Genomic DNA, 22167 nt, shown 5'->3' with positions numbered 1-22167 from the left:
CATGATCCATTGGGGGATGCGGCTCAGGCGTCATCGAAAGTCGCTACGTGCGTGGCCTTGGGGCCGTCTTCCTTGCTGACCGGGCTGCTGTCACTCGGCCAGACTGGAGTCGGGGCCCATCACGATCACGGGATGGTCGGCCGGGTCGAGGTGCTGGAGCAGGTAGACCATGTCGTTGGCGGAGACGGCGACACAGCCGTGGGTGCCGCCGCCGTGGTCGACGTGCAGCCAGATGCCGCCCCCCTTCTCCTGGCCCTCGGGGCGCTGGTCGTCGAGGGGGGAAGTGCCGGGGACGCGGTTGTAGTTGATGGCGATGACGTAGTCGAAGACGTCGGCCAGGGACTCGCCGTCGAAGCCGGTACCGGAGGCGGCGAAGTCGTCGGACTGGGTGTAGGGCAGCTCGGTGCCGGATGGTGCGGGGTCGGAGCCGCCGACGTCGGTGATGCTGTAGACCCCGATCGGTGAGCGCAGGTCGCCCTCGGTGTGGTCGGTGGTCCAGCCGTCTTCGGCGTTGTGGCCTGCCATGGTGTGGCTGGGGGTCCAGTCGCCGGTGGTGGTGTTCTTGCTCCACAGGACGGTGTCGGTCACGTTCGAGTCCATGCTCTCGCCGGTGGAGACGACGACATGGGTGGCGTCGGAGGGGATCTCGGCGAGGGTCTTGGGCCCGAGTCCGGGGATGGTGGAGTGCGTCGTGACGCTGTCGCCGGCAGACGTCGGCGGAGTCCTCAACTGCTGGGCGCCGAGAACGGCGGCGACCAGGGCGAGGACCACCACGAACAGGAGGACCGCCCTGCCCCGGCGGGTCAGGCGGATCACAAGCCCCCCAGCTCCTGGATGAAGGCGTCCAAGGCCGCCAGCCGGTCACTCCTGCCCGGGGCCTGCTGCTTCTCCTCCTCGCGCACGGCACGCAACTCCTGCAGGGCGGTGGCGTCGTCCCGGTCGCACAGCCAGTTGCGGACCGCATTGGACAGGGCCTGGTGGGCCGGGATCCCGTCCCACCCAGAGGCGACCTCGTACAGGTCGGCGAAGTCCTGTCCGGGGAGCCACACCAGTTGGCCGCAGTGCGGCTCGTAGGCCGGGACGGCCATGCGCAGCACGGACAGACCGGGGCGACGCGGCAGGGTGCGTACGGCACAGACCGCGACGGCGGAGGGCTCGGTCCAGGAGGCCCGGGCGATCCGGCGCATCCGTTCGCGCTCACGCGCGGTGATCCGTATACCGAGCATGACTCTGTCCGTCATCGCCGCGGCCCCTTTCCTGACGTGAACACCTCGCGATCCGGGCACCCGAACATGCCGACCGATTGCACGGTCCGGGTCTCCGGATCGCGAGGTTTCCGCAGCCTAGGCGAGGGTGTTCACCGTCGGCCGCTTCTTCGCGGCCGATACGGGGGAAGTCAACTTTCGCCACGGGACTCGGGCCTCACGGTGACCACCCGCTGCCTCGCCCGCCGGTAGAGATGGAGGAATTGTGCTGGCCGTGCGGGCCTGGCGTACGGAGTGGATCCTGGAGGGCACATGGACGGAACCGAAGAACCCTCGAAGCAGCCGAAGCGGGGCCTCACCCGGCGGCAGCTCTTCGGTTGGATTGCGGGCGGTACGGCTGGTGCCGCGGTGATCGGCGGCGGCCTACTCGCGGCCGGGCGCGGCAGCGGACCTCTTGCCGAACCGACCTCCGACGCGGTGATCACGCTCCCCGCGGTGAACGGGGCGTACGGCGTCTCCATCAACAAGTGCACGGTCAAGGTGTCGCGCGGCGCCCTGACCTCGGTGGCCCTGACCGACTCCGCGACCGGTGACACGGTGGCGGGCACGTACAACGCCGAGAAGACCGCCTGGACCGCCACCGGCGCCCTGGACCGTGGCGTGAAGTACACGGTGGTGGCCCGGGCGAAGGACTCCTCGGGCGTGACGGCGAAGAAGACCGCCGACTTCACCACCGTCACCCCCGACGCCAGCTATATCGGGACCTATGCCTTCGACGACGGTGACCAGGTCGGGGTCGGCATGCCGGTCTCGATCACCTTCGACAAGACGATCGCCGACAAGAGGGCGGTGCAGCAGGCGATCGGTGTCACCTCCACCGCCGGGGTGGCCATCGTGGGCTGCTGGCTGAGCGACACCCGCCTGGACTTCCGTCCGGAGAAGTACTGGCCCAAGGGCACCAAGGTGACTCTCAAGATGGCCACCGACGGAGTCAAGGGTGCGGACCGCCTCACCGGTGTCCAGCAGACCAGCGCCTCGTTCTCGGTCGGCCGCTCCCAGGTGTCAACCGTGGACAACGACACCCAGACGCTGACGGTCGTACGGGACGGGTCCGCGTACAAGACCGTTGCGGTGTCGGCCGGTTCCGACGCCCACTCGACGTACAACGGGATCATGGTCATCTCCGAGCGTTACAAGGAGATGGACATGGACGGCGACACGGTCGGCTTCACCGGCTCGGATTCCTACGACATCGAGGACGTGCCGCATGCCCAGCGGCTGACCGCGTCGGGGACATTCATCCACGGCAACTACTGGTCCCCCTCGTCGGCCTTCGGCCAGGAGGGCACCAGTCACGGCTGCATCGGGATCCAGGACGACCAGCCGACGTCGTCGGGCTCGGTCAGCGACGACACCACGGCCGCCTGGTTCTACGCCAACTCGATGGTCGGCGACGTGGTGGTCGTCAAGAACTCGCCCAGCGACACGGTCTCCGCGGACAACGGGCTCAACGGCTGGAACATGTCGTGGTCCGACTGGCAGGCAGGTTCGGCGGTCTGAGGCGCGCGTACGAGCACGGCCAGTCCCTCGCGCTTGCCGCATATCTGACGCCAGGTCACCATCCTGACCATCAAGGCCCGTTGTACACCACGCCCTCACTCCGCCAAGAAGACCCCACTGAATCAACTTTGGTGCCACTGTCGAGGCTGGACGTTGACGATGTGCCTGGATTTGCGATTTCCTCCCGGCTCGAATGAGAACATGAACGACACCCGGGACCTCACGGAATGTGGGATATGGGTGCACCTGTTGAAAACACTTTTCGCGTTTCCGGAAGGTATGGAAAATGAGCCTCGATTCCGCCACCCCTGTGATCGCAGTCGTATTGGCTGGCGGTGTGGGCAGTCGGACCGGACTCGGGTTTCCGAAGCAGCTCGCAAAGGTCGCCGGCAAGACACTGCTGGAGCACACGGTCTCCGCCTTCGACCAAAGTGAGGACATCGACGAGGTCTATGTCCTCATGGAGCCGACCCATCTGGACGCGGTGAAGGCACTGATGGAGGGCGCCGGGTTCCGAAAGGTGTCCCAGGTCATGGCAGGTGGCACCAGCCGGAAAGCGACGACCCAGGTAGCGATCGCCGCCCTGACGGAACGATTCGGCGACGACTGCCCGGTGCGCGTGCTGTTCCATGACGCAGTGCGCCCGTTCGTCAGCCAGCGAGTCATCCGCGAGTGCGTACAGGCGCTGGAGCAGTACGAAGCGGTCGACGTGGCGATCCCCTCCTCCGACACCATCGTGATGACCGAGACCAACACGGCCGGGGACGCCGTGCTGTCCGCTGTTCCCGACCGGTCAATGCTGCGACGGGGACAGACCCCGCAGTGCTTCCGGCTGCCGACCATCCGTCGCGCCTACGAACTGGCCCGGGCCGAGCCGAAGTTCACTGCCACCGATGACTGCTCGGTGGTGCTCCGCGAGCTCCCCGAGGTCGAGGTGTGCGTGGTGGAAGGCGACGAGTCGAACATGAAGGTGACTCAGCCACTCGACCTGCACATCGCCGACAAGATCTTCCAGCTTGCCTCGGGCTGCGTGCGTGATCTCGTGGACGAGGACGCCGAGCAGCAGGATCTGAGCGGTCGCACCCTGGTGGTTTTCGGTGGCTCGTACGGGATCGGCCGCAACGTGGCCGAACAGGCGGCCCGGCGTGGGGCGACCGTCTTCTCTCACAGTCGCTCCACCACCAACGTTCACGTGGAGAACCCTGCGGACGTGGAGAGGGCTCTCAGGCAGGCGTTCGAGGCCACCGGCCGGGTCGACTATGTTGTGAACACCGCTGGCATACTGCGGGTCGGCGAACTGGGCGACAGTGACCGCTCGGCCATCGACGAAGTGCTCCAGGTCAACCTGGCTGCCCCGATCCACATCGCCCGCAGCTCCCGCCCTTACCTTGAGCGGACCGGGGGCCAGTTGCTGTTGTACACCTCCAGCTCCTACACCAGGGGGCGGGCCGGATACGGCCTCTACTCGGCCACCAAGGCGGCGGTCGTCAATCTGACGCAGGCTCTGTCGGACGAGTGGGCAGCGGCCGGTGTGCGGATCAACTGCATCAACCCGGAGCGCACGGCCACCCCAATGCGCACCGCCGCGTTCGGCAGGGAGCCGGAAGGAAGTCTGCTGCGCTCGGAACATGTAGCGGCCACGAGCCTGGACGTGCTCACCGCGGACATCACCGGCCAGATCGTCGATGTCCGCCGCACGCCCACTCCGTCGTCCATCGTCCCGCATCAGACGCGTATCGCTGAAGCCGCTTGAGGTCGAGGGACCTGATACGCGCTTTCCTTCTGTACCTGCTGCAAAAGTTCCCCGTACTGCGGAATTCCACTGATGATGTGCCCGGAGCACGGAGGGTCCGCAGAGGAATACCGACCACAAATGCGCCCTGAATTCCATGTGACACCCCGTCAGGTGTTCTGGTCCTGCAGTCCTCAAACCGGAGCCCGGATCCGCGTCACCGCGGTCGACGGCACGGTCGTGCACGCAGTCGACCATCTGGTGCCGACGCGTCGACGCCGTGTGCCGCTGGACAGCCTGCACCCCACTCCCCTTACCGGCGCGGGAGCACGGCGACGCACCGGTTATGCGCTGTTGGACGGCCGCGTGGAGACGGGGCCGGCCGTGGCCCACATAGCCCAGTTGGCCGAACAGCGGCCCGACGTGCCGCTGTCGACCATCGCGAACCTCGCCCACGTACCCCCCTCTACCTTGGCCACGCTCCTGGCCGACACCCGTCCCGGCCGTCGCACGAGCCCCGAAGTCGCCCACCGCCTCCTCCTGGTGACCGCCGAGGCCCTGCCTGCTGAACCTGGCGCCTTCGGCGGCGCCGCAGTGGATGCGACACAGGCCATCCGTCATGTCCGGGCCTTGATGCAGGAACACCCTCGCGTGTCACTCGCCACCTTCGCCCGCGCCGCCTCCGTCAGGCCCACCACCCTGGCCGCCGCCTTCAGCGACGTCATGGCCAACCGCCCGCGCACCATTCGGGCTTCCGTGGCCCAGCGGCTGCTCGATCTCGGGCACCGCACACCCGTCCCCGACCGGCCCGAGCCTCGTCGCAACACCGTCGACATGGCTCCTGTCGTCGAGCACATCCATGCCCTGCAGGCCCGCTACGACAGCGCCTCTCTCACCCTGATCGCCAAGACGGCAGGCGTTCCCGCAAGCACTCTGCGCGTCGCCCTCGACGAGTTCGCCGTCGATCCGCGTCGCTCCGTCAACTCCACCATCGCCGACAAGATTCTCGCGCTGCGTACCCTGCCGGCCCCGGCGATAGAACGACGCCTGAATGTCACCAACGAGGGGATCCAGCGCCGCCTGCGTGCTCTCTGCGCAGCCGGCTGGCGGCTGCGGAACATCGCCGATGCGGGCGGCACCGGGGTGAAGACCCTGTCCACCACGCTGGCTACAGGCTGTTCCACCCCCCTGGCACGCCAGGCCATCCTCACTGCCTGGAAAGTGCTCTCCGCACGCCCTGGGCCTTGCGACATCTCCCGGCGCAGGGCCGCCGCCAAACGCTGGGCTCCGCCGCTCGCGTGGGACGAGGAGACCATCGACGACCCCCGCGGCCGGCCCCACGGCGTACGCCGGGCGTCATAAACGCACGGTGAGGTCCGGGTCAACGGCGCCGCCGTGTGCCCCGGCCACCCGATGCTCCTGGGGCGGAGGGTCAGGCCCGTCGGCGGCGTCACCACGTCGCATCCGCACGGTCAGGTGGCGACCAGGGTGACCTCGGTCGCCTTGACGCCGGCCCACACGCGGGCCCCCTCCGCGAGGGCCAGTTCGGCAGCCGCGCCGGGGGTGACCTCGGCGATGAGGTCCGGGGCGCCGTCGAGGGACAGCAGGACGCGCAGGCGACTGCCCACGGCCGTGATCTCGCGTACGGTCCCCGGCCAGTGGTTACGGGGGGACCCGCCGGGAATCTCACGGTGCAGGGCCACTGCCTCGGGCGAGATGACCGCCAGCGCCACCGTGCCCGCGGGCAGTGGTTCCGCGGCCCGCACCAGGCCCCCGCCATCCGGTGCGAGGCCGTCGTCGGTGGCGGTGCCCGGCCAGGCGTTGCGGCCCAGCATGCGGGCCACCCACTCCGAGCGCGGGTGACGGCTGAGCTCGGCCGGAACCGCGTCCTGCACGGCGCGGCCGTCCTCGAGGACGAGGACCCTATCGGCAAGCGAAACCGCCTCGACCGGGTCGTGGGTGACGATCAGACAGACACCGCCGAAGCCGGCCAGGTGGGTGCGCAGGGTATGACGCACGTGCGCGCGGGTGGTGTGGTCCAGGGCGGCGAGCGGCTCATCGAGGAGGAGGAGCCGGGGGCGGGCGGCGAGCGCGCGGGCGAGGGCGACGCGTTGGGCCTGGCCGCCGGAGAGCTCGGCCGGCCTGCGGTGGGCGAGGTCGCCGACGCCGAGGCGATCGAGCCAGACGTGCGCCTCGGCGCGGGCCGCGGAGCGGGGCGTGCCCACGCAGCGCAGGCCGTAGGCGGTGTTGGCCAGCGCGGTGAGGTGGGGGAAGAGAGCGCCGTCCTGGGGCACCCAGGCGATGGTGCGATGGTGCGGTGACAGGCTGGCCACGTCCTTGTCGCCGAGCGTGAGGCGCTCGACCCGGGCGCGGTCGGTCAGGCCCAACAGGGCCCTCAACAGGGTCGACTTACCTGCCCCGTTGGGGCCGACGATCGCGATCGTCGTGCCGGGCTCTGCGTTCAGCTCCAGCTGCGTGAAGCCCGTGACGTGCGCGGACAGCGACGCCAGGGCGGGCCGGGGAGCAGGGTGCGCCTCCTCTACGGCGCCGGCCCTCTGCCCACCCGTTCCGCCCCCTTGGGCGGCAGGGCCGCGCGAGGGGGCGGGGCCGGACTGGGTGCCCCGGCGGGCCGCGGCAGCGAGCTTCCCCGTGAAGTGCCCACGCAGCGCCACCAGGACCGTCATCGACACGACTAGCAGCAGCAGGGACACCGACGTCGCCGCGGTCGGATCGTCCTGGAGCAGCAGATACACCTTCAGCGGCAGCGTCTGGGTCGCGCCGGGCAGATTGCCCGCGAAGGTGATGGTCGCGCCGAACTCGCCCAGGGCCCGCGCCCATGTGAGTGCCGCCCCCGCCAGGAGTCCGGGCATGACCAGCGGCAGAGTGACCGTGGTGAAGACCCGTACCGGCGAGGCGCCGAGCGACGCGGCGGTCTCCTCGTATCGCCTGTCGAGGCCGGCGAGCGTGCCCTCCAGGCTGATCACCAAAAACGGCATCGCCACGAAGGTGGCCGCGAGCACCGCACCGGACGTGTGGAACGGCAGCGTCAGGCCGAAGGTGTTCTCCAGCCACGGCCCGAGCAGTCCCCGCCGCCCGAACGCGAGGAGCAGGGCAACCCCTGCCACCGTCGGCGGCAGCACCATCGGCAGCAGGACAAGGGAGCGTACGACCGGCTTCCCGGGGAAGTCGACGCGCGCCAGCAGCCAGGCCAGGGGAACTCCGAGGATCAGCGAGAGCAGCAGCGCCCAGCCGGATACCACCAGCGACAGCTTCAGCGCCTCCACGGTCTGTGGCGCCGTCAGATCGTCGGCCAGCCGCCCCCACTCGGTGTTCACGAGCACACCGAGGAGCGGCAGGAACAGCAGACCGATCGCGAGCAGCGCGGGCGCTACGAGGACGGCGGGCGGCCGCTGCCCGTGCCCTGCCCGGGCCGTCACCCTGTCGGTGTTCACGGCCGGTCGAACCCGGCGTCGGTGAGGATCTTCTGCGCCTCGTCGCCCTGTAGCCACTGCACGAACTCGGCGGCTTCGTCGGGGTGTTCCGAACCCTTCACGGTCGCCGCCGGGTACGAGGCCACGACGTTGTCGTCCTCCGGGATGGCGATGGTGTCGACCTTGTCGGGCGCGGTCGCCGCGTCCGTCGCGTACACGATCCCCGCGTCCGCCTCGCCGAGTTCGACCTTGCTGAGCACGGCGCGCACGTTCGGCTCCTCGGAGACCGGGTCCACCTGGACGCCAGCGTTGTCAAGGACCTCCTGGCTGTATTTCCCGACCGGGACCTCCGGCGCGGCGAGCACCGTCTTCGTGCCAGGGTCGGCCAGATTGTCGAGGCTCTCCACGCCCTGTGGGTTCCCCTCGGCGGTGACCATGACGGGACGGTTCTTTGCGATCACCGAAGGGTCGCCCGTGTCGCTCTTGATCTCGTCCATGGTCTCGGTGTCGGCTGTCACCACCACATCGGCCGGTGCCCCCTGCGAGACCTGCGCGGCCAGGTCCTGCGACCCGGCGAAGGAGAACTTGACCTGCACGTCCGGATGTTCCTTCTCGTACACCTTCCCGGCCGTCTCGAAGGCGTCGGTGAGCGAGGAGGCGGCGAGTACGGTCAGGTCACTCTCCCCCGAGGCCGTTTCCCCGGCGCCCCCGCTGACCCCGCACGCGACCAGCGTGAAGGCCATCAGGGCGGCCACCGACAGTAGTACGGCGTCGCGTCGTCGCATGGCAGTTCCTCTCCGCTTTCTCGCCACTCAAGGCCGGTCGATGTGCACGCTGGTCGACGTCACTGGCGCGGTCGCCTCCACGCCCACCTCCAGGCCAGTTCCTCGACGGCCTCGCGGGTGAGGAGGGAGACGAGGCGGTCCGGGCCGGCCTGGATCTCGACCTGCGCGGCGTCAACGCCGTGCTTGACGGCGGTGACGATGCCCGGAACGCGTTACGGGCGGAGGTGTACGACGCCTCTTCAGCGTTGCTGTGGGCGAGTTCGACGGCGAAGACCGCGAAGTCCCGGCCGTCGATCACCCGGCGGACACCGAACAGCCGGGCAACCCGGCGAACACCGTACTGCCGCATGTGCGGCACGCTACGCGCGAACGAGCCGCCCCCACAAACCTCGACCACGCAATCCGGCGCATCTGCCAGCCGAGGAATGACGCCCAGGTCGGGCAGTGCCAGACCGATCCGTCCGAGCGGGTGCAGCAGCGACTCACCGATGTCGTCTGCGGTGCCGCATCGGCACCGTCAGCATTGCCGTCCGACATCGAAACCGACATGCCGTCAGCATCCTCTATCCGGCGAACCGTGCTCCGCGCCTATCTGGCGCCTCTTCTGAGCAGGTTTCACCAAATTCGTGACGCTCTCCGACGTGGGCGGCCGAGGCAAGACTCCGGGGGCAGGGGCGTCGGGGTGGGAATGCTCGGTGAGCGCGGGCTTCTTGGCGGCCGGCTGCGTGGTGCGAATGGCCATGAACCTGTGGTAAGCGGCCAAGTAATGGGCGGACTGTCAACTTTTAGTGGCGACATGTCGACTTTTTCCCGGCTGGTCGGAACGGGGGGGAGATGAGGCTAGGTGTGTTAGGCCTCCTGCCTCATGTGTTGGCGGGGAGGTGTGGTGTCTGTTCGAGAAGTGAAGTCAGGTTTCGATGTTTTCAAAGCGACGGTTGTCGACTGCGTGTGCGACGGTCCTGCTGGCCACGGGGTTGACGGTGACGAGTGTCGGTCCGGCGCTGGCGGCACCAGCGACGACGAACAGCTGCACGCCGACCTCGGGGAATACCCAGTGTCAAGCGTTCACCTATCAGGGCTCGGATGCCACGTTCACGGTGCCGGAGGGGGTGACTTCACTGGACGTGACAATGTGGGGTGGCCAGGGAGGCAAGTCTGTCAGCGCCAGTGGAGGCTACGGCGGGCTGGCCTCGGGTACCGTCCAGGTGACCCCGGGCCAGGAACTTGTTGTTAAGACCGGCGGCGCAGGAGGAAATGGGGACGGCAAGGGTGGCGCCTATCCTGGAGGCGGAAACGGCGGCAACTACGGGACGCCAACAGCCGGGGGCGGTGGCTATTCTTTCCTGGGAACCACCGACAGTGATCCATTGATGGTCGCTGGCGGTGGTGGCGGTGCCGCGCTGGAAACCGTCCCCGCTCACGCGGACGTCCCATCCAGTGACGGGGGTGACGGAGGCGGGACCCAGGGCACGTCCGGCGAAGCCCAGCGGGACGGCGGCGGCGGCACTCAGAGTGACGGCGGCAGCGGTGGCAAAATATACACTAATGACCCGGAAGGTCTTGGGCACGACGGCGCCCAGTTCCAGGGCGGCGCAGGAGGCGAAGGGTCTGCCTTCGATACAGGCGACACTTCCGATTACTACTTCTCTGGCGCTGGTGGTGGCGGTGGCTACTACGGCGGTGGAGGCGGTAGTGAGGGTGGCGGCGCCAGTACCGCAAATTCCGAAACTGGCGCCGGTGGCGGTGGCAGCGGCTACATCGACACCAGCAAGGTCACCGGCGCTGAGAACACGACACAGCACGAGCGTACCGGTGCCGGTGAAGTCGACATCTCCTGGGACGCCCAGTCTGATGTGAAGCTGGTGGATGACACGGCGTCGACGGCGTATCAGACGGCCACGGATGTGGATGTCCTGGCCAACGACACCGGCGCCGACACCCTCGCAAAGGTGTCGCAGCCGGACCACGGCACCACGACCATCAGCGACGACAAGAAGACCGTGAACTACAAGCCGGACGACGGCTACAGCGGCACCGACACCTTCACCTACAGCACCACCGCCAGCGACACCGACTACGCAACCGTCACCATGACCGTAGACGCGCCGGACGCGCCGGATGTGTCGTTGGTGGATGACACGGCGTCGACGGCGTATCAGACGGCCACGGATGTGGATGTCCTGGCCAACGACACCGGCGCCGACACCCTGGCGAACGTGTCGCAGCCGAAGCACGGCACCACGACGAAGACCGCCGACAACAAGGTCCACTACGTACCCGACGACGGTTTCAGCGGCACCGACACCTTCCAGTACAGCACCACCGCCAGCGACACCGACTACGCAACCGTCACCATGACCGTGGACGCGCCGGATGTGTCGTTGGTGGATGACACGGCGTCGACGGCGTATCAGACGGCCACGGATGTGGATGTCCTGGCCAACGACACCGGCGCCGACACCCTGGCGAACGTGTCGGACCCGAAGCACGGCACCACGACGAAGACCGCCGACAACAAGGTCCACTACGTACCCGACGACGGTTTCAGCGGCACCGACACCTTCCAGTACAGCACCACCGCCAGCGACACCGATGTCGCAACGGTCACGATGACGGTCGGCGCGCCGCCGGCGACGGTGGTGGATGACACGGCGTCGACGCCGTTTGACACGCCGGCGGACATTGATGTGCTGGCCAATGACACCGGTGACCTGACGGTGACGTCGGTGACACAGCCGTCGCACTCCGGGGATGATGGGAGGACGCACGGGACGACGACCATCAACAGCGACGGTACGGTGCACTACGCGCCGTACTACGGCTTCACGGGTGCCGAACACTTCACCTACACCGCCACTGACACCGATGGCAACGAGTACACCGCGACGGTGATTGTCACGGTGGAGGGGACGGATTCGACGGTGGTGGATGACGTCGCCTCGACGCCGTATGAGACGCCGGTGGACGTGGACGTGCTGGCCAATGACACCGGCAAGGTGTTGTCGACGTACTCGGTGACGCAGCCGGCGCACGGCACGGCGACCATCAATGACGACAACACGGTGCACTACGTGCCGGACGCTGGTTACAGCGGTCCGGACACCTTCACCTACAGGGCCATGGACGGTGAGCACGTTTACAAGACCGTGGGGACCGTCTCGATGACGGTGGGCGATCAGCCGGCCGGAGTGCTGGACGACATCGCGTCGACGAACTATGAGACGGCCACGGATGTGGATGTGCTGGCCAATGACGCCGGTGACCTGACGCTGAAGTCGGCGTCGGATCCGGACAACGGTACGGCGGAGGTTGTCGACGGCAAGGTGCACTATGTGCCGGACACCGGTTTCTCGGGTAAGGACACCTTCACCTACACCGCCACCGACGCCGACAACAACGAGTACACCGCGACCGTGACGGTCACGGTCTACGACCCGTCGGGGTTCCAGAACCAGCAGCTGGTGAACGACCAGGGGCAGGCTCTGGAGGCGACCGGCAGCGTGCAGGACGGTGCGACCGGTCACGGTGCCTCGGTGCACGCGATGGATGTCGATTCCTCGGAGACGGCACAGCGGTGGACGCTGGATGACGGGCATCTGATCAACGAGGACCCCGCGGCGGTCGATCCGGACACCGGTTCACACCTGGTGCTGGACCTGAACGAGGGTGCGGCCTCGGCGCTGATCGACTCCCCGCAGACCGCGGACGAGGACACCGACGGCTCGCAGTCCTGGAATCTGAACGACGGCGGGTCGCTGACCAACGGCCGTGCGGACACTGACGGTTACGGACTGGCGGCCACGGGCTCGGCCGCGACGGGTGCCTCGGTGCAGGACTACACCGGCGCCTACAACCAGTCCTGGACGGCCACGTCCGGCGCCAATGACGAGTTCGGCACCGTCACCGCCGGCACCGGCGACAAGCTGACCGTGCACGGCGCGACCGGTATCGACTCCACCACCGGGGAGGCCGGTGTGTCCACCAGGGCCCTGCCCGCGGACGGTGACACCGACCAGCAGTGGATGCTCACCGACGACGGCGCGCTGATCAGCAAGCGTGCGGTCGACCCCCGCACCGGCCAGCGCACGGTCCTGGACCTGCGCGGCGGCGGCACCGAATCGGGCACCGTGGTCCGCGCGGTCGCCCCGCCGACCGACGGCACCCTCAAGGACAGCCAGACCGTCACCTACAGCGGCGGAGTCGCCGGTGAACTCTCCTTCACCACGACCGGAGACGACCTGGGCCTGACCGAGACCGCCAACGGCGGCACCCAGAACGCCACCTACACCGGCACCGCAGTGCAGACCTGGATGATCGACTAATCCAGACGGGCCCACCCCCACGGTGAGCCCGTAGAACTGCACACCACACAGGAATCACGATGCCCGGTCGGGTGTTCCCGACCGGGCATCGTCGTGGGTCGGGTGGCCCGGGGCCGCGATGCCCCGGGCCACCCGACCGTCGTGGTACGTGACGAAGCCCGTTGCGCGGGTGACCATCCCAAGTCACCGTCACCCAACGGGCTTCCCGGTACCATCAGTTACCCACCGCCTGCCCCTCAGCAGGGTGGGATCTGCGGGGTGAGGTAGAGGCGCTTGGGGGCGGCGGTCTCGTCTCGTTGGGGAAGTGCCCGCAGGCGTTGGCCGAGCGCCGGTAGCGGGCGTTCAGGGACTCGATCGCGTTGGTCGTCGAGATGAATCTTCCGGATCGGGGCGGGGAAGCCGAGGAAGGGCACCACCTCGCTCCAGGGGCGTTCCCAGGCGCGGACCGCGGCGGGGTACTTGGCCTCCCATTTCTCGCTGAACTCGGCGAGCCGGGCGGGGGCCTCTTCCTCGTTGGCGGCCGTGTGACGGGCCTGAGGTCGCGGGCCGCCTTGTCCCAGTCTGCCCGCGAGATGTACTTGAGCGTGGTGCGGATGAGGTGCACGATGCAGAGCTGGACCACGGTCTGCGGGAAGACGGTGTTGACCGCTTCGGGTAGGCCCTTGAGGCCGTCGCAGACCAGCATGAGGACATCGCGCACGCCGCGGTTTTGCAGCTCGGCGAGGATGTTCTGCCAGTACTTGGCGCCCTCGCCGCCGTCGCCGGCCCACAGGCCGAGGTTCTCGCGGTGGCCGTCGCTGGTGACGGCGAGGACGACGTAGATGGGACGGTTGGCCACCGCGCCGTCGCGGATCTTGACGTTCACGCAGTCGACGAACAGGACCGGGGAGACCGCTTGAGTTCCATCGGTGGTTGCGAACGCCCCGGGAGGAGAGCGTTCGGATGCCAAGGTACGCGCCCAACAAGATGTCGACCGACGTGAAGAAGCGGTACTGCGAGCTGCTCAGAGAGGGGCACAAGGGTGAGTCTGCTGCAGTACGACGCCCGGGACGAGGCACTCGACTTCACATCCCACTTTCGGGAGGACTTCTACGCATGTCTGACGCGACGTGGTGACACCTTGTTTGAGCTCACGGACGCGATGCTCTGCGAGGACGGGCCGGTGACCTCGCCGGTCGACCTGACGCTGCTGGCGGAGCACCGGCGTGGGCACGGGGCGATGTACGACGCGCTCAACCAGGGCTGTATCGATGTGGACAGGCTGCGCCGGGCCCTGGCGATGCTGCCGCAGCCCAAGGCTACGGACGGGCGCCTGGTTCTGGCAGTCGATGTCTCGGCGTGGCTGCGGCCCGACGCCCCGTGCAGCCCGGACCGCCTGTTCTGCCACGTCTACGGACGCTCGGGACGCTCCTCGGATCAGTTCTTCCCGGCTGGCCGTACTCGTTCGGCGCCGCCCTGGAGACTGGGCGGACGTCGTGGTGCCAGCTGCTGGACGCGGTCCGGCTCGGCCTCGAAGACGACGTTGCCGAGGTCACCGCGGCCCAGGTCCGCCGCGTCGGCGCCGACCTGATCAGCCAGGGGCAGTGGGAGCCGGGTGACGCCGACATCCTGGTCGTCTTTGACGCCGGCTACGACGCCCCGCGCATGGCTTACCTCCTGGACGGGCTTCCCATCGAAGTGCTGGGACGGATGCGCTCGGACCGGGTGATGCGCCGTCCGGCACCCTCGCTCAAGGAGTACGCCCTTGCCTATCCTCGCGGCGGCCACTCGCCCAAGCACGGCAAGGAGTTCGGCTTCGCCAAGCCCGATACCTGGGGCGAGCCGAACACTGAAACGGTGCAGGTCACCGACAGCTACAGCACGGCGACCGCGATGGCTTGGGACCGCATCCATCCCCGCCTCACCACCCGCTCCGCGTGGATCGACCACGACGGCGAACTCCCCGTCATCGACGGCACCCTGATCCGCCTCCAAGTGGACCACCTGCCCGGTGACCGTGAGCCGCTGCCCTTGTGGCTGTGGTCCTCGAAGACCGGCATGACCAGCGAAGATGTCGACCTGCGCTGGCAAGGATTCCTCCGCCGCTTCGACTTGGAACACACCTTCCGTTTCGAAAAGCAGACGCTCGGCTGGACACGTCCCAGACTCCGCACCCCGGAGGCCGCGGACCGGTGGACGTAGATCATCATCGCCGCACACACCCAGCTCCGGCTCACCCGCGAAGCCGCAGCTGAGCTCCGCCGCCCCTGGGAGAAGCCTGCCGAGCCCGCCCGGCTCACCCCGGCCCGGGTCCGCCACGGGTTCAGGAACATCCGTCCTCACTTGCTCTGCCCGGCCCGTGCACCCAAACTCTCAAAACCCGGCCCAAGACGCCCACTTGGCTCGAAGGACCGACGGCCCGCCACCCGTTACGACGTGGGTAAAACGACCAGACGACCCGAGAGCATGACGGAACGTAATCAGCCCAAAGCCCACAAACCATAAAAACAAGGTCAGGTGGCCCGCAACGGTGGCTCGTGGTGTTCCTTCATCAGCGCCGCCTTGAGCCGGCGTGCCACCGGCCGCTCCACGAAGCGGTGCACCAGCCACGCCACCGCCATGAAGAACACCAGCAGTCCGCCGACGAGCAGTTGCGGTCCGACCGAGTCCTTCAGGTGCCGGATCAGCACGTAGCCGATCTGCTGGTGCAGCAGGTACAGCGGGTACGTCATCGCTCCCGCCGTGGCCAGCCACTTCCACTGCACCCCGTCGAACCAGCCGAGCGCGAGCGCGATGAGCAGCCCGTAGAAGAGGGTGACAATCAAGGCGGCCCAGCGGAAGTGCAGGGTGTGGTGCACGTGCGAGGAGTTGGTCACCACCTGGCCCGCCACCTGGTGCAGCGCGAGCAGCCAGCTGAAGCCGAGCAGGCCCCACAGCGAGGCGCTCGGGCCGTAGCGGTAGATCAGGTAGAGGATCATGCCGCCGGCGAAGTACGGGGCATGGTCGGGCATCGCCAGCGTGTCGAGCAGTGTCGCGGAGGACGGCACGACGATGCCCGCGAGCATCCAGGCGCCGCAGAAGACGACGACCCTGCGGTAGGTCATGCCGATCCTGACCAGGAGGAGCAGGACCAGCAGGTAGAAGATGAGCTCCTGCCACAGCGTCCAGTAGACCCCGTCGACGTGGTGCACACCCAGCGGCGTCTGGAACATGGTCAGGTTGGTGAGGGTGTCCTGCGCACTCGGAGCGGACTGCCCGGCCGGCCCCCACAGGAAGAGGACCGCCGCAGTGACCAGGACGCCCAGCCAGTAGGCCGGGTAGAGACGGGTGATCCGGGAGACCAGAAAGTCCTTCGCGCTGCGTCCCCAGGCCGACATGCAGATGACGAAACCGCTGATCAGGAAGAAGAGTTGGACGCCGAGCCAGCCGTAGGAGCTGATCGGGTTCAGGTGCGGGAACAGGGTGGAGGGGTTGACCCCCCAGGGCGGAACGGCCTGTATGTCGTAGGCCGTGTAGTGGTAGGCGACCACGAACAGGGCGGCGCACAACCGTATTCCGTCCAGGGCATAGAGCCTGCGCGGCCGCGAGGAGACACCGGAGTCGGCGGCCTTCTTCATCTGGCACCGCCGTGTATACCCGCGCCTTCAGGCGGGCGACCATGCCGGAGCACAAGGCGGCCCGGTACGGGCAGGACGTGAACGCGGCACAGGACCTTCTGGCCGCCGGGCCAGCGGCATCGGCTTGTGGGACTGGTGTAAGACATCAACGGAGAACTCCCGGTGGGCAGTCGATGGTGAAGCAGGAAACCCCACAGCGCGAGCCGCGGGAAACTCCCTCCTGAAGGAGGGAGTGGAAGTCAACGCAGGAAGCCCCCGTAGTCGTGCTGGTGCAGCTTGGAGTCGATCTGCTTCACCGTGTCCAGGCCGACACCGACGATGATCAGCAGGCTGGTGCCGCCCAGCGGCATGTTCTGGCCGGAGTTGAAGAGCACCAGGCCGAGCGTCGGGACCATCGCGATCAGGCCCAGGTAGAGCGAGCCGGGCCAGGTGATCCGGGAGACCACGTACTTCAGGTAGCTGGCGGTCGGGCGGCCTGCCCGGATGCCGGGCACGAAGCCGCCGGACTGCAGCAGCTGTTCGGCGATGTCATCGGTGTTGAAGGAGATCGACACGTAGAAGAACGCAAAGAACACGATCATGAGGAAGTCGAGCGTGAGATAGACCGGGTCCGAACCCGGCGAGAGGTGCTTTTGGATCCAGACCGCCCAGCCGGCCGTGGACCCGCTGAAGCCGACGATCAGGGACGGGAGATAGAGGAGCGAGGACGCGAAGATCACCGGGACCACGCCGGCCTGGTTGACCTTCAGCGGGAGGTAGGTGGTCGCGCCGCCATAGTGCTTGCGGCCCACCATGCGCTTGGCGTACGACAGCGGGATCCGGCGCTGTGCCTGCTCCATGAAGACCACCAGGCAGACCAGGACCAGGCCCAGCAGGACCACCATCGCGAAGTTGAACCAGCCGCCGAGGATGCCGCCCTGCTGCTTGACCGCCCAGAGCGAAGCCGGGAAGGTCGCGGCGATCGAGGTGAACATCAGCAGAGACATGCCGTTGCCGACACCGCGCTCGGTGATCAGCTCGCCCAGCCACATGATCACCGTGGTGCCGGCGACCATGGTCACGATCATCAGGATCATGGTGTAGACCGACGGGTCGGACATGATCTGTGAGGAGTACGGGCACGACGAGAGCAGCGCACCCGAGCGGATCGTGGCGGCAAGACCGGTGGCCTGGAGCAGCGCGAGAGCCACGGTCAGATAACGGGTGTACTGCGTGATCTTCGCGGTCCCGCTCGGCCCCTCCTTCTTCAGGCTCTCCAGACGCGGAATCACCACGGTGAGCAACTGCAGGACAATGCTGGCCGTGATGTACGGCATGATCCCGAGCGCGAACACCGAGAGGTGGAGCAGCGCGCCGCCGCTGAACATGTTGATCACGGCGAACACGCCGCCGGAGGAGGCACTCGCGAGATCCACGCACTGGCTGACGGCCTGGTAGTTCACGCCGGGCGCCGGAATGGTCGCGCCCAACCGGAAGATCACCAGGATGGAGAGCGTGAACAGCAGCTTCTTACGCAGATCCGGGGTCTTGAAGGCCCTCGAGACGGAAGACAGCACGGGAGGCTTCCTCACATTTCCCGGCGCTGTGCGTCTGGTGCGGCCGGCCGAACAGGGACCTCCTCATCCTCCGGTAGGACACCAGGGGGAGCTGGGGTACGAAAGTCCAGTCAGCAGGAACCTCGGTACAAGACTGCCGACCCCTTCTTGGATGGATCCCTAGTTCGTCGGCGCGGGTGCCCCCGGAATGCCAGGAGAGCCAGGCCCGGTCATCCTTCGGCCCCGCCCGCACCCGGCCGGGACGGGGCACCATCGGCAGATACGTACGGGCGCGGTCCCGCTGGACGCTGCCGCGCCCGTACGCGTCAGACTCGCGCGGAGCTTCCGCACGCGCAGTGCACAAGAGTGGGGGCGCCGATGCGGCTGGGATGGATCGGGGCCGGCCATGACGGATCGGTGGAGGCACTGGAGGCCGAGCGGCTCGGCCGCGGCGGCACCGTCCGCGCCCTGTGGGTCGCCGACCGTGACCCAGGTCGCGCCGACCGTACCGCCGGCCGCGCCGGCGGGCGCGCCGTGGGACGCGCCGATGACCTCTTCGCCCTCGCACGCGAAGGCGGACTGGACGGGCTGGTCGTGGCAGGCGCCGCATGTGGCCAGCCGGAGCACTTCCAGCGGGCGGCCCGTCTGGGCCTGCCGCTGCATCCGCTGTGGCAGCTCGGCCGCCGGCACGACCTCGGTGTCCTGCAGATCCGAGAGGCCGTCCGCGAGGACGGCCTCGGCCGACTGCTCGCCGTGCGCACCGCCTGCGCCGTTCCGCCCGGCGGGGCCGCCCAGCCACGCGCACTGCTCGCCGAAGAGGCCGATCTCGCCCGCTGGATCACCGGCCGCGAGATCACCGAGGTCTACGCCTGCGGAGGCGACGGGCCGGTGGCATCCCGCTCCGCCGTCCTCACCCTCGACGACGGCGCCCTGTTCACCGCGACCTTCGTGGTCGGCGTCCCCACCCGGATGTCCCCCGCCTGGAAGTGACCGGCATCCAACTCGTCCTGGCCGCCCCGGACTCGGAGGTCTTCGCCACCGACCTGCGCGCGGCCGGCGTGGACCGCTTCGTCGCCGCGCTCACCGCAGGCACGGCGGGCCCCCGCGGTGGGCACGAGGCCCTGCGCGCGCTGAAGGTGGCGGTGGCCTGCGAACTCTCCCTCGCCGAACGCCGCCCGGTCCGGGTGGACGAGGTGACGGCGCCGTGAAGGACACCGGAGACCGGAACACGAGCGGTTCCGATGACCGCGCCATGAGCCGCCCCGATGACCGGGACCGGACCGGTCCCATGCGCCTTCTGCGACACCGGGGCGTCGTTCTCACCCTGTGCGCCGCAGTGATCACCGCCCTCATCGCCACCGTCCTGCTCGCGCCCCTCCCATACGTCGTCACCACCCCCGGCCCCACCGCCGACATCCTCGGCGACTACAGCGGCCACCAGGTCCTCACCATCACCGGCACCCCGACCCGCACCACCACCGGCCAGCTCCGGATGGTCACCATCGAGGCCACCTCACCGGGCACCCCGGTCTACATCGGCGATGTGACCCATGCCTGGACCGCACCCGACGAAGCCGTGATGCCGGCCGCCTCGGTCTACCCCAGCGGCGAGAGCGACCAGCAGGCACAGGCGGACATCAGCCGTCAGATGACCGAGTCCCAGGACGCGGCCACCACCGCAGCCCTCTCCTACCTCGACCTTTCCCCCTCCCAGGTCGACGTCACCGTCGACCTGGCCGACGTGGGCGGCCCCAGCGCCGGACTGATGACCGCACTCGGCATCATCGACGAGATTGACCCTCACGGCGGTGACCTCACCGGCGGCCACGTCATCGCGGGCACCGGGACGATCTCCGACGACGGCACGGTGGGCGCGGTCGGCGGCATTCCCCTGAAGATGCAGGCCGCGGTGCGTGACGCAGCCACCGTCTTCCTGCTGCCGGCCGCAGAGTGCGGCGAGGCGCAGGCCGACCTCCCCGAAGGCCTGCGCCTCGTCCCGGTGAAGACCCTCTCGGGCGCCATCGACGCGCTGGACGCGCTCCAAGGGGAGGGCGGCAACGTTCCACACTGCTGAGCCGGCGCACCGACCTGCCCGAAAGTTCCACCCCGCAGGCCGCAGGAGAGCAAGTCGTCCACTTTCGCAGACCGTTCACGTGTCCCACGCCGCGGTAGGACGAGGGCGAGCACGCCCGTCCGGCGCGCGGGCGGGGACACCGCCACGACCCACCCAGCCCGTAAACGGAGCCCTGAGAAACATGCCGAACGAGACGAATGACGCGATGAGCGATGGACCGGAGCAGGCCGCCGGCGCGCCCGTGGTCACCGTCGTCCTCCCCGTTCTCAACAGCTCCCAGCACCTGCTCGCCTGCCTCAAGGCCGTCGCCGCCCAAACGATGATCAATAAAGCGCGGGTCCTGGTCATCGACGGCGGCTCACAGGACGACACCGTCACGCTCGCCGAGCAATTCGCCGAAACCCGCCCGCAGTTCGAGGTGTACGCCCACCACCAAGGCGGGGCAGGCGGCGCCCGCAACGCCGCGATGCGCGTGGCAGCCACCCCGTACATCGTGTTCTGGGACTCCACCGACACCCCGCCGCCCACCGCACTCGCGAACCTGCACCAAGCGATATCCGAGAGCGGGGCCCAGGTCGCGGTCGGACGGGCCGAGAGCTTCCCGCACCCCGCACAGTGGGCATGGGACAGGGCATTCGACGGCGGCTCGCAGGTCGTCCGCGGCCTCGGCGAGGTACCGGACTTGATCCACTCCGCGACCTGCTGGAACAAAATGTTCCACCTGGAATTCCTGCGCTCCTACCAGATCGCATTCGCCGAAGCTGTGCAGTTCTCCGACCCGTACGTAGCGCTCGCCGCACTACTGCTCGCCGAGCGGATCGCACTGGTGGACGAGATCGTGTACCAGCGGAGGTCACGCATGACGACCACGCAGGCCGACGCCCAGGGCATGTGGCAGGAACAAGCGGCCTATAACGACCATCTGGCACAGCTGGACTACTTCGCGGCCCGCCACCCCTACCTGACCATGTACCAGCAGGAGGCCCTGGAGCGTTACATGATCAGAGTGACGCAGCCGTTCCTGGTAGGGGCACCGGAGGTGTTCGCCGGACCGGCAGCACGACAGTTCTTCGACCGCTGCCGAGCGGTCTTCCAGGGCATGAGCCCGGACCAGCTGGTGCGGCACAGCAACGGGCCGCGGCACCGGATCGCCTATCTGGCGCTGCTCCAGGGGGACTTCGAACTGTTCATGCGGCCCGGCGACGCGCTCGTGGGGGTGCACGCCTACGACGGTGAGCTGCACGCCGACTACCCGGCGCCGTCCTGGGCACTGCCGCTGACCCGGACCGGCAAGGCGACAGCACGGGTGGAGTCGCTCGATGTGACCGATGGTGAACACGACAACGCCCTGGTGGTGCGCGGCCGGATCGACGTGGACGGGGTGCCAGGCAAGACACTGACAGGTACCTGGCTGCGACTCACGGTGGGGGAGAAGTACACCGCACACACCGAGGTCGAGGCAGGCCAGGAGACCGCCGGCGCCTTCGCGGTGACACTGCCCGCACCAGAACTGCCGGAGAGGGGAAGCAGCACGTTCACGCTCACCGTGATCACTCCGGGCGGCTCGGTGGAAGCGCCGTGCGAGATCGGCAACGAGGCCCGGCAGGCGCAGCCCGTCATGGCCGGCCAGCTGACGGCGCGGCTCACCGCGGACGAGGGCGCTGCGGTTCTGGTGATCGAGCCGGCGGTCTGAGACACGACCGGGCAGCGGGGCATGCCCTCGACCTGCACCGGCAGCTTCTCGGCCGTTGCCCGGGACGTGCCCCTTCGCGCAATGGGCCTGGCCGCTGATGGCGACTGGCGACACCACATCGCCGAGGTACACCGCCGCCTCCCTGACTGTCCAGGACCGCTACCTGATCCGGGGCCGGCGCCAAACGGGCACGAAGCCCGAACTGCCGCTTCACCAGACCAGATTGGCCATCGC

At 68.3% G+C, this 22167-nt stretch carries 14 protein-coding genes and 3 pseudogenes; 9 read left to right on the top strand and 8 right to left on the bottom strand.

What is annotated here, in order from left to right; genetic code table 11:
• Positions 1-90 precede the first annotated feature (90 nt).
• The gene (locus tag ACP4E5_RS01300; protein ID WP_425824806.1) at positions 91-816 is read right to left on the bottom strand and encodes a L,D-transpeptidase family protein; all 726 of its coding nucleotides are present in this window, start codon (positions 814-816) and stop codon (positions 91-93) included.
• On the bottom strand, positions 813-1241 hold the full coding sequence (locus ACP4E5_RS01295) for a hypothetical protein (protein ID WP_425824805.1): 429 nt from the start codon (positions 1239-1241) through the stop codon (positions 813-815). The genes ACP4E5_RS01300 and ACP4E5_RS01295 overlap by 4 nt, the downstream gene beginning before the upstream one ends.
• Before the next feature lie 276 nt (positions 1242-1517).
• Here ACP4E5_RS01295 and ACP4E5_RS01290 point away from each other — a divergent pair, with 276 nt between their 5' ends.
• The 3 genes from ACP4E5_RS01290 (at position 1518) to ACP4E5_RS01280 (ending at position 5859) form a co-directional block, all read left to right on the top strand.
• Positions 1518-2765, top strand: coding sequence for a L,D-transpeptidase (locus ACP4E5_RS01290; RefSeq protein WP_425824804.1), 1248 nt, complete (start codon positions 1518-1520; stop codon positions 2763-2765).
• 286 nt (positions 2766-3051) lie between these two features.
• Positions 3052-4518 carry an SDR family NAD(P)-dependent oxidoreductase gene (locus ACP4E5_RS01285; protein WP_425824803.1) on the top strand — a complete coding sequence of 489 codons (1467 nt, stop codon included), beginning with the start codon at positions 3052-3054 and terminating at the stop codon, positions 4516-4518.
• 120 nt (positions 4519-4638) lie between these two features.
• Positions 4639-5859, top strand: a complete 1221-nt coding sequence (locus ACP4E5_RS01280; protein ID WP_425824802.1) for a hypothetical protein — start codon at positions 4639-4641, stop codon at positions 5857-5859.
• 110 nt (positions 5860-5969) lie between these two features.
• On the opposite strand, the gene ACP4E5_RS01275 is transcribed toward ACP4E5_RS01280, so the two are convergent.
• From ACP4E5_RS01275 to ACP4E5_RS01265, 3 genes and pseudogenes are all read right to left on the bottom strand, one after another.
• Complete coding sequence (locus ACP4E5_RS01275) at positions 5970-7949, bottom strand: ABC transporter permease (RefSeq protein ID WP_425824801.1); 1980 nt, start codon at positions 7947-7949, stop codon at positions 5970-5972.
• On the bottom strand, positions 7946-8713 hold the full coding sequence (modA, locus tag ACP4E5_RS01270) for a molybdate ABC transporter substrate-binding protein (RefSeq protein WP_425824800.1): 768 nt from the start codon (positions 8711-8713) through the stop codon (positions 7946-7948). The genes ACP4E5_RS01275 and modA overlap by 4 nt, the downstream gene beginning before the upstream one ends.
• Positions 8714-8740: 27 nt before the next feature.
• Positions 8741-9062 (bottom strand): annotated as a pseudogene (locus tag ACP4E5_RS01265) (TOBE domain-containing protein).
• 631 nt (positions 9063-9693) lie between these two features.
• Here ACP4E5_RS01265 and ACP4E5_RS01260 point away from each other — a divergent pair.
• Positions 9694-13035, top strand: a complete 3342-nt coding sequence (locus ACP4E5_RS01260; protein ID WP_425824799.1) for an Ig-like domain-containing protein — start codon at positions 9694-9696, stop codon at positions 13033-13035.
• Between the two features lie 292 nt (positions 13036-13327).
• Here the strand turns inward: ACP4E5_RS01260 and ACP4E5_RS01255 are convergent.
• Positions 13328-13930, bottom strand: a pseudogene (locus tag ACP4E5_RS01255) (IS256 family transposase); the annotation flags it as partial.
• A gap of 246 nt (positions 13931-14176) precedes the next feature.
• On the opposite strand from ACP4E5_RS01255, the pseudogene ACP4E5_RS01250 reads away from it, so the two are divergent.
• A pseudogene (locus ACP4E5_RS01250) lies at positions 14177-15216 on the top strand (transposase).
• A 311-nt stretch (positions 15217-15527) separates the two neighbouring features.
• On the opposite strand, the gene ACP4E5_RS01245 reads toward ACP4E5_RS01250, so the two are convergent.
• Both ACP4E5_RS01245 and secY read right to left on the bottom strand, forming a co-directional pair.
• Entirely contained in the window at positions 15528-16631 is a 1104-nt protein-coding gene (locus ACP4E5_RS01245) for an acyltransferase family protein (RefSeq protein ID WP_425824798.1), read from the bottom strand.
• A 239-nt stretch (positions 16632-16870) separates the two neighbouring features.
• The gene (gene secY, locus ACP4E5_RS01240) at positions 16871-18187 is read right to left on the bottom strand and encodes a preprotein translocase subunit SecY (RefSeq protein ID WP_425824797.1); all 1317 of its coding nucleotides are present in this window, start codon (positions 18185-18187) and stop codon (positions 16871-16873) included.
• A 357-nt stretch (positions 18188-18544) separates the two neighbouring features.
• Here secY and ACP4E5_RS01235 point away from each other — a divergent pair, with 357 nt between their 5' ends.
• The 4 genes from ACP4E5_RS01235 to ACP4E5_RS01220 all read left to right on the top strand — a co-directional run bounded on the left by ACP4E5_RS01235 (position 18545) and on the right by ACP4E5_RS01220 (position 21933).
• Positions 18545-19156, top strand: a complete 612-nt coding sequence (locus ACP4E5_RS01235) for a Gfo/Idh/MocA family oxidoreductase (RefSeq protein ID WP_425824796.1) — start codon at positions 18545-18547, stop codon at positions 19154-19156.
• Positions 19153-19374, top strand: coding sequence for a hypothetical protein (locus tag ACP4E5_RS01230; RefSeq protein WP_425824795.1), 222 nt, complete (start codon positions 19153-19155; stop codon positions 19372-19374). The genes ACP4E5_RS01235 and ACP4E5_RS01230 overlap by 4 nt, the downstream gene beginning before the upstream one ends.
• 80 nt (positions 19375-19454) lie before the next feature.
• Entirely contained in the window at positions 19455-20240 is a 786-nt protein-coding gene (locus ACP4E5_RS01225; RefSeq protein WP_425824947.1) for a hypothetical protein, read from the top strand.
• A 181-nt stretch (positions 20241-20421) separates the two neighbouring features.
• Entirely contained in the window at positions 20422-21933 is a 1512-nt protein-coding gene (locus ACP4E5_RS01220; RefSeq protein ID WP_425824794.1) for a glycosyltransferase family 2 protein, read from the top strand.
• Positions 21934-22167: the final 234 nt, after the last annotated feature.

Source organism: Streptomyces fractus, from assembly GCF_049844455.1.
Taxonomy (GTDB): Bacteria; Actinomycetota; Actinomycetes; order Streptomycetales; family Streptomycetaceae; genus Streptomyces; species Streptomyces fractus.
The sequence above is the reverse complement of the archived record's forward strand: the minus strand, read 5'-3'. Positions and strand labels throughout refer to the sequence as shown.

Coding starts and splice junctions, on each gene's coding strand:
- ACP4E5_RS01285 (WP_425824803.1), top strand. CDS start 3,052: ATGAGCCTCGATTCCGCCACCCCTGTGATCGCAGTCGTATTGGCTGGC.
- ACP4E5_RS01225 (WP_425824947.1), top strand. CDS start 19,455: ATGCGCCTTCTGCGACACCGGGGCGTCGTTCTCACCCTGTGCGCCGCA.
- ACP4E5_RS01280 (WP_425824802.1), top strand. CDS start 4,639: ATGCGCCCTGAATTCCATGTGACACCCCGTCAGGTGTTCTGGTCCTGC.
- ACP4E5_RS01235 (WP_425824796.1), top strand. CDS start 18,545: ATGCGGCTGGGATGGATCGGGGCCGGCCATGACGGATCGGTGGAGGCA.
- ACP4E5_RS01220 (WP_425824794.1), top strand. CDS start 20,422: ATGCCGAACGAGACGAATGACGCGATGAGCGATGGACCGGAGCAGGCC.
- ACP4E5_RS01295 (WP_425824805.1), bottom strand. CDS start 1,241: ATGACGGACAGAGTCATGCTCGGTATACGGATCACCGCGCGTGAGCGC.
- ACP4E5_RS01245 (WP_425824798.1), bottom strand. CDS start 16,631: ATGAAGAAGGCCGCCGACTCCGGTGTCTCCTCGCGGCCGCGCAGGCTC.
- ACP4E5_RS01290 (WP_425824804.1), top strand. CDS start 1,518: ATGGACGGAACCGAAGAACCCTCGAAGCAGCCGAAGCGGGGCCTCACC.
- modA (WP_425824800.1), bottom strand. CDS start 8,713: ATGCGACGACGCGACGCCGTACTACTGTCGGTGGCCGCCCTGATGGCC.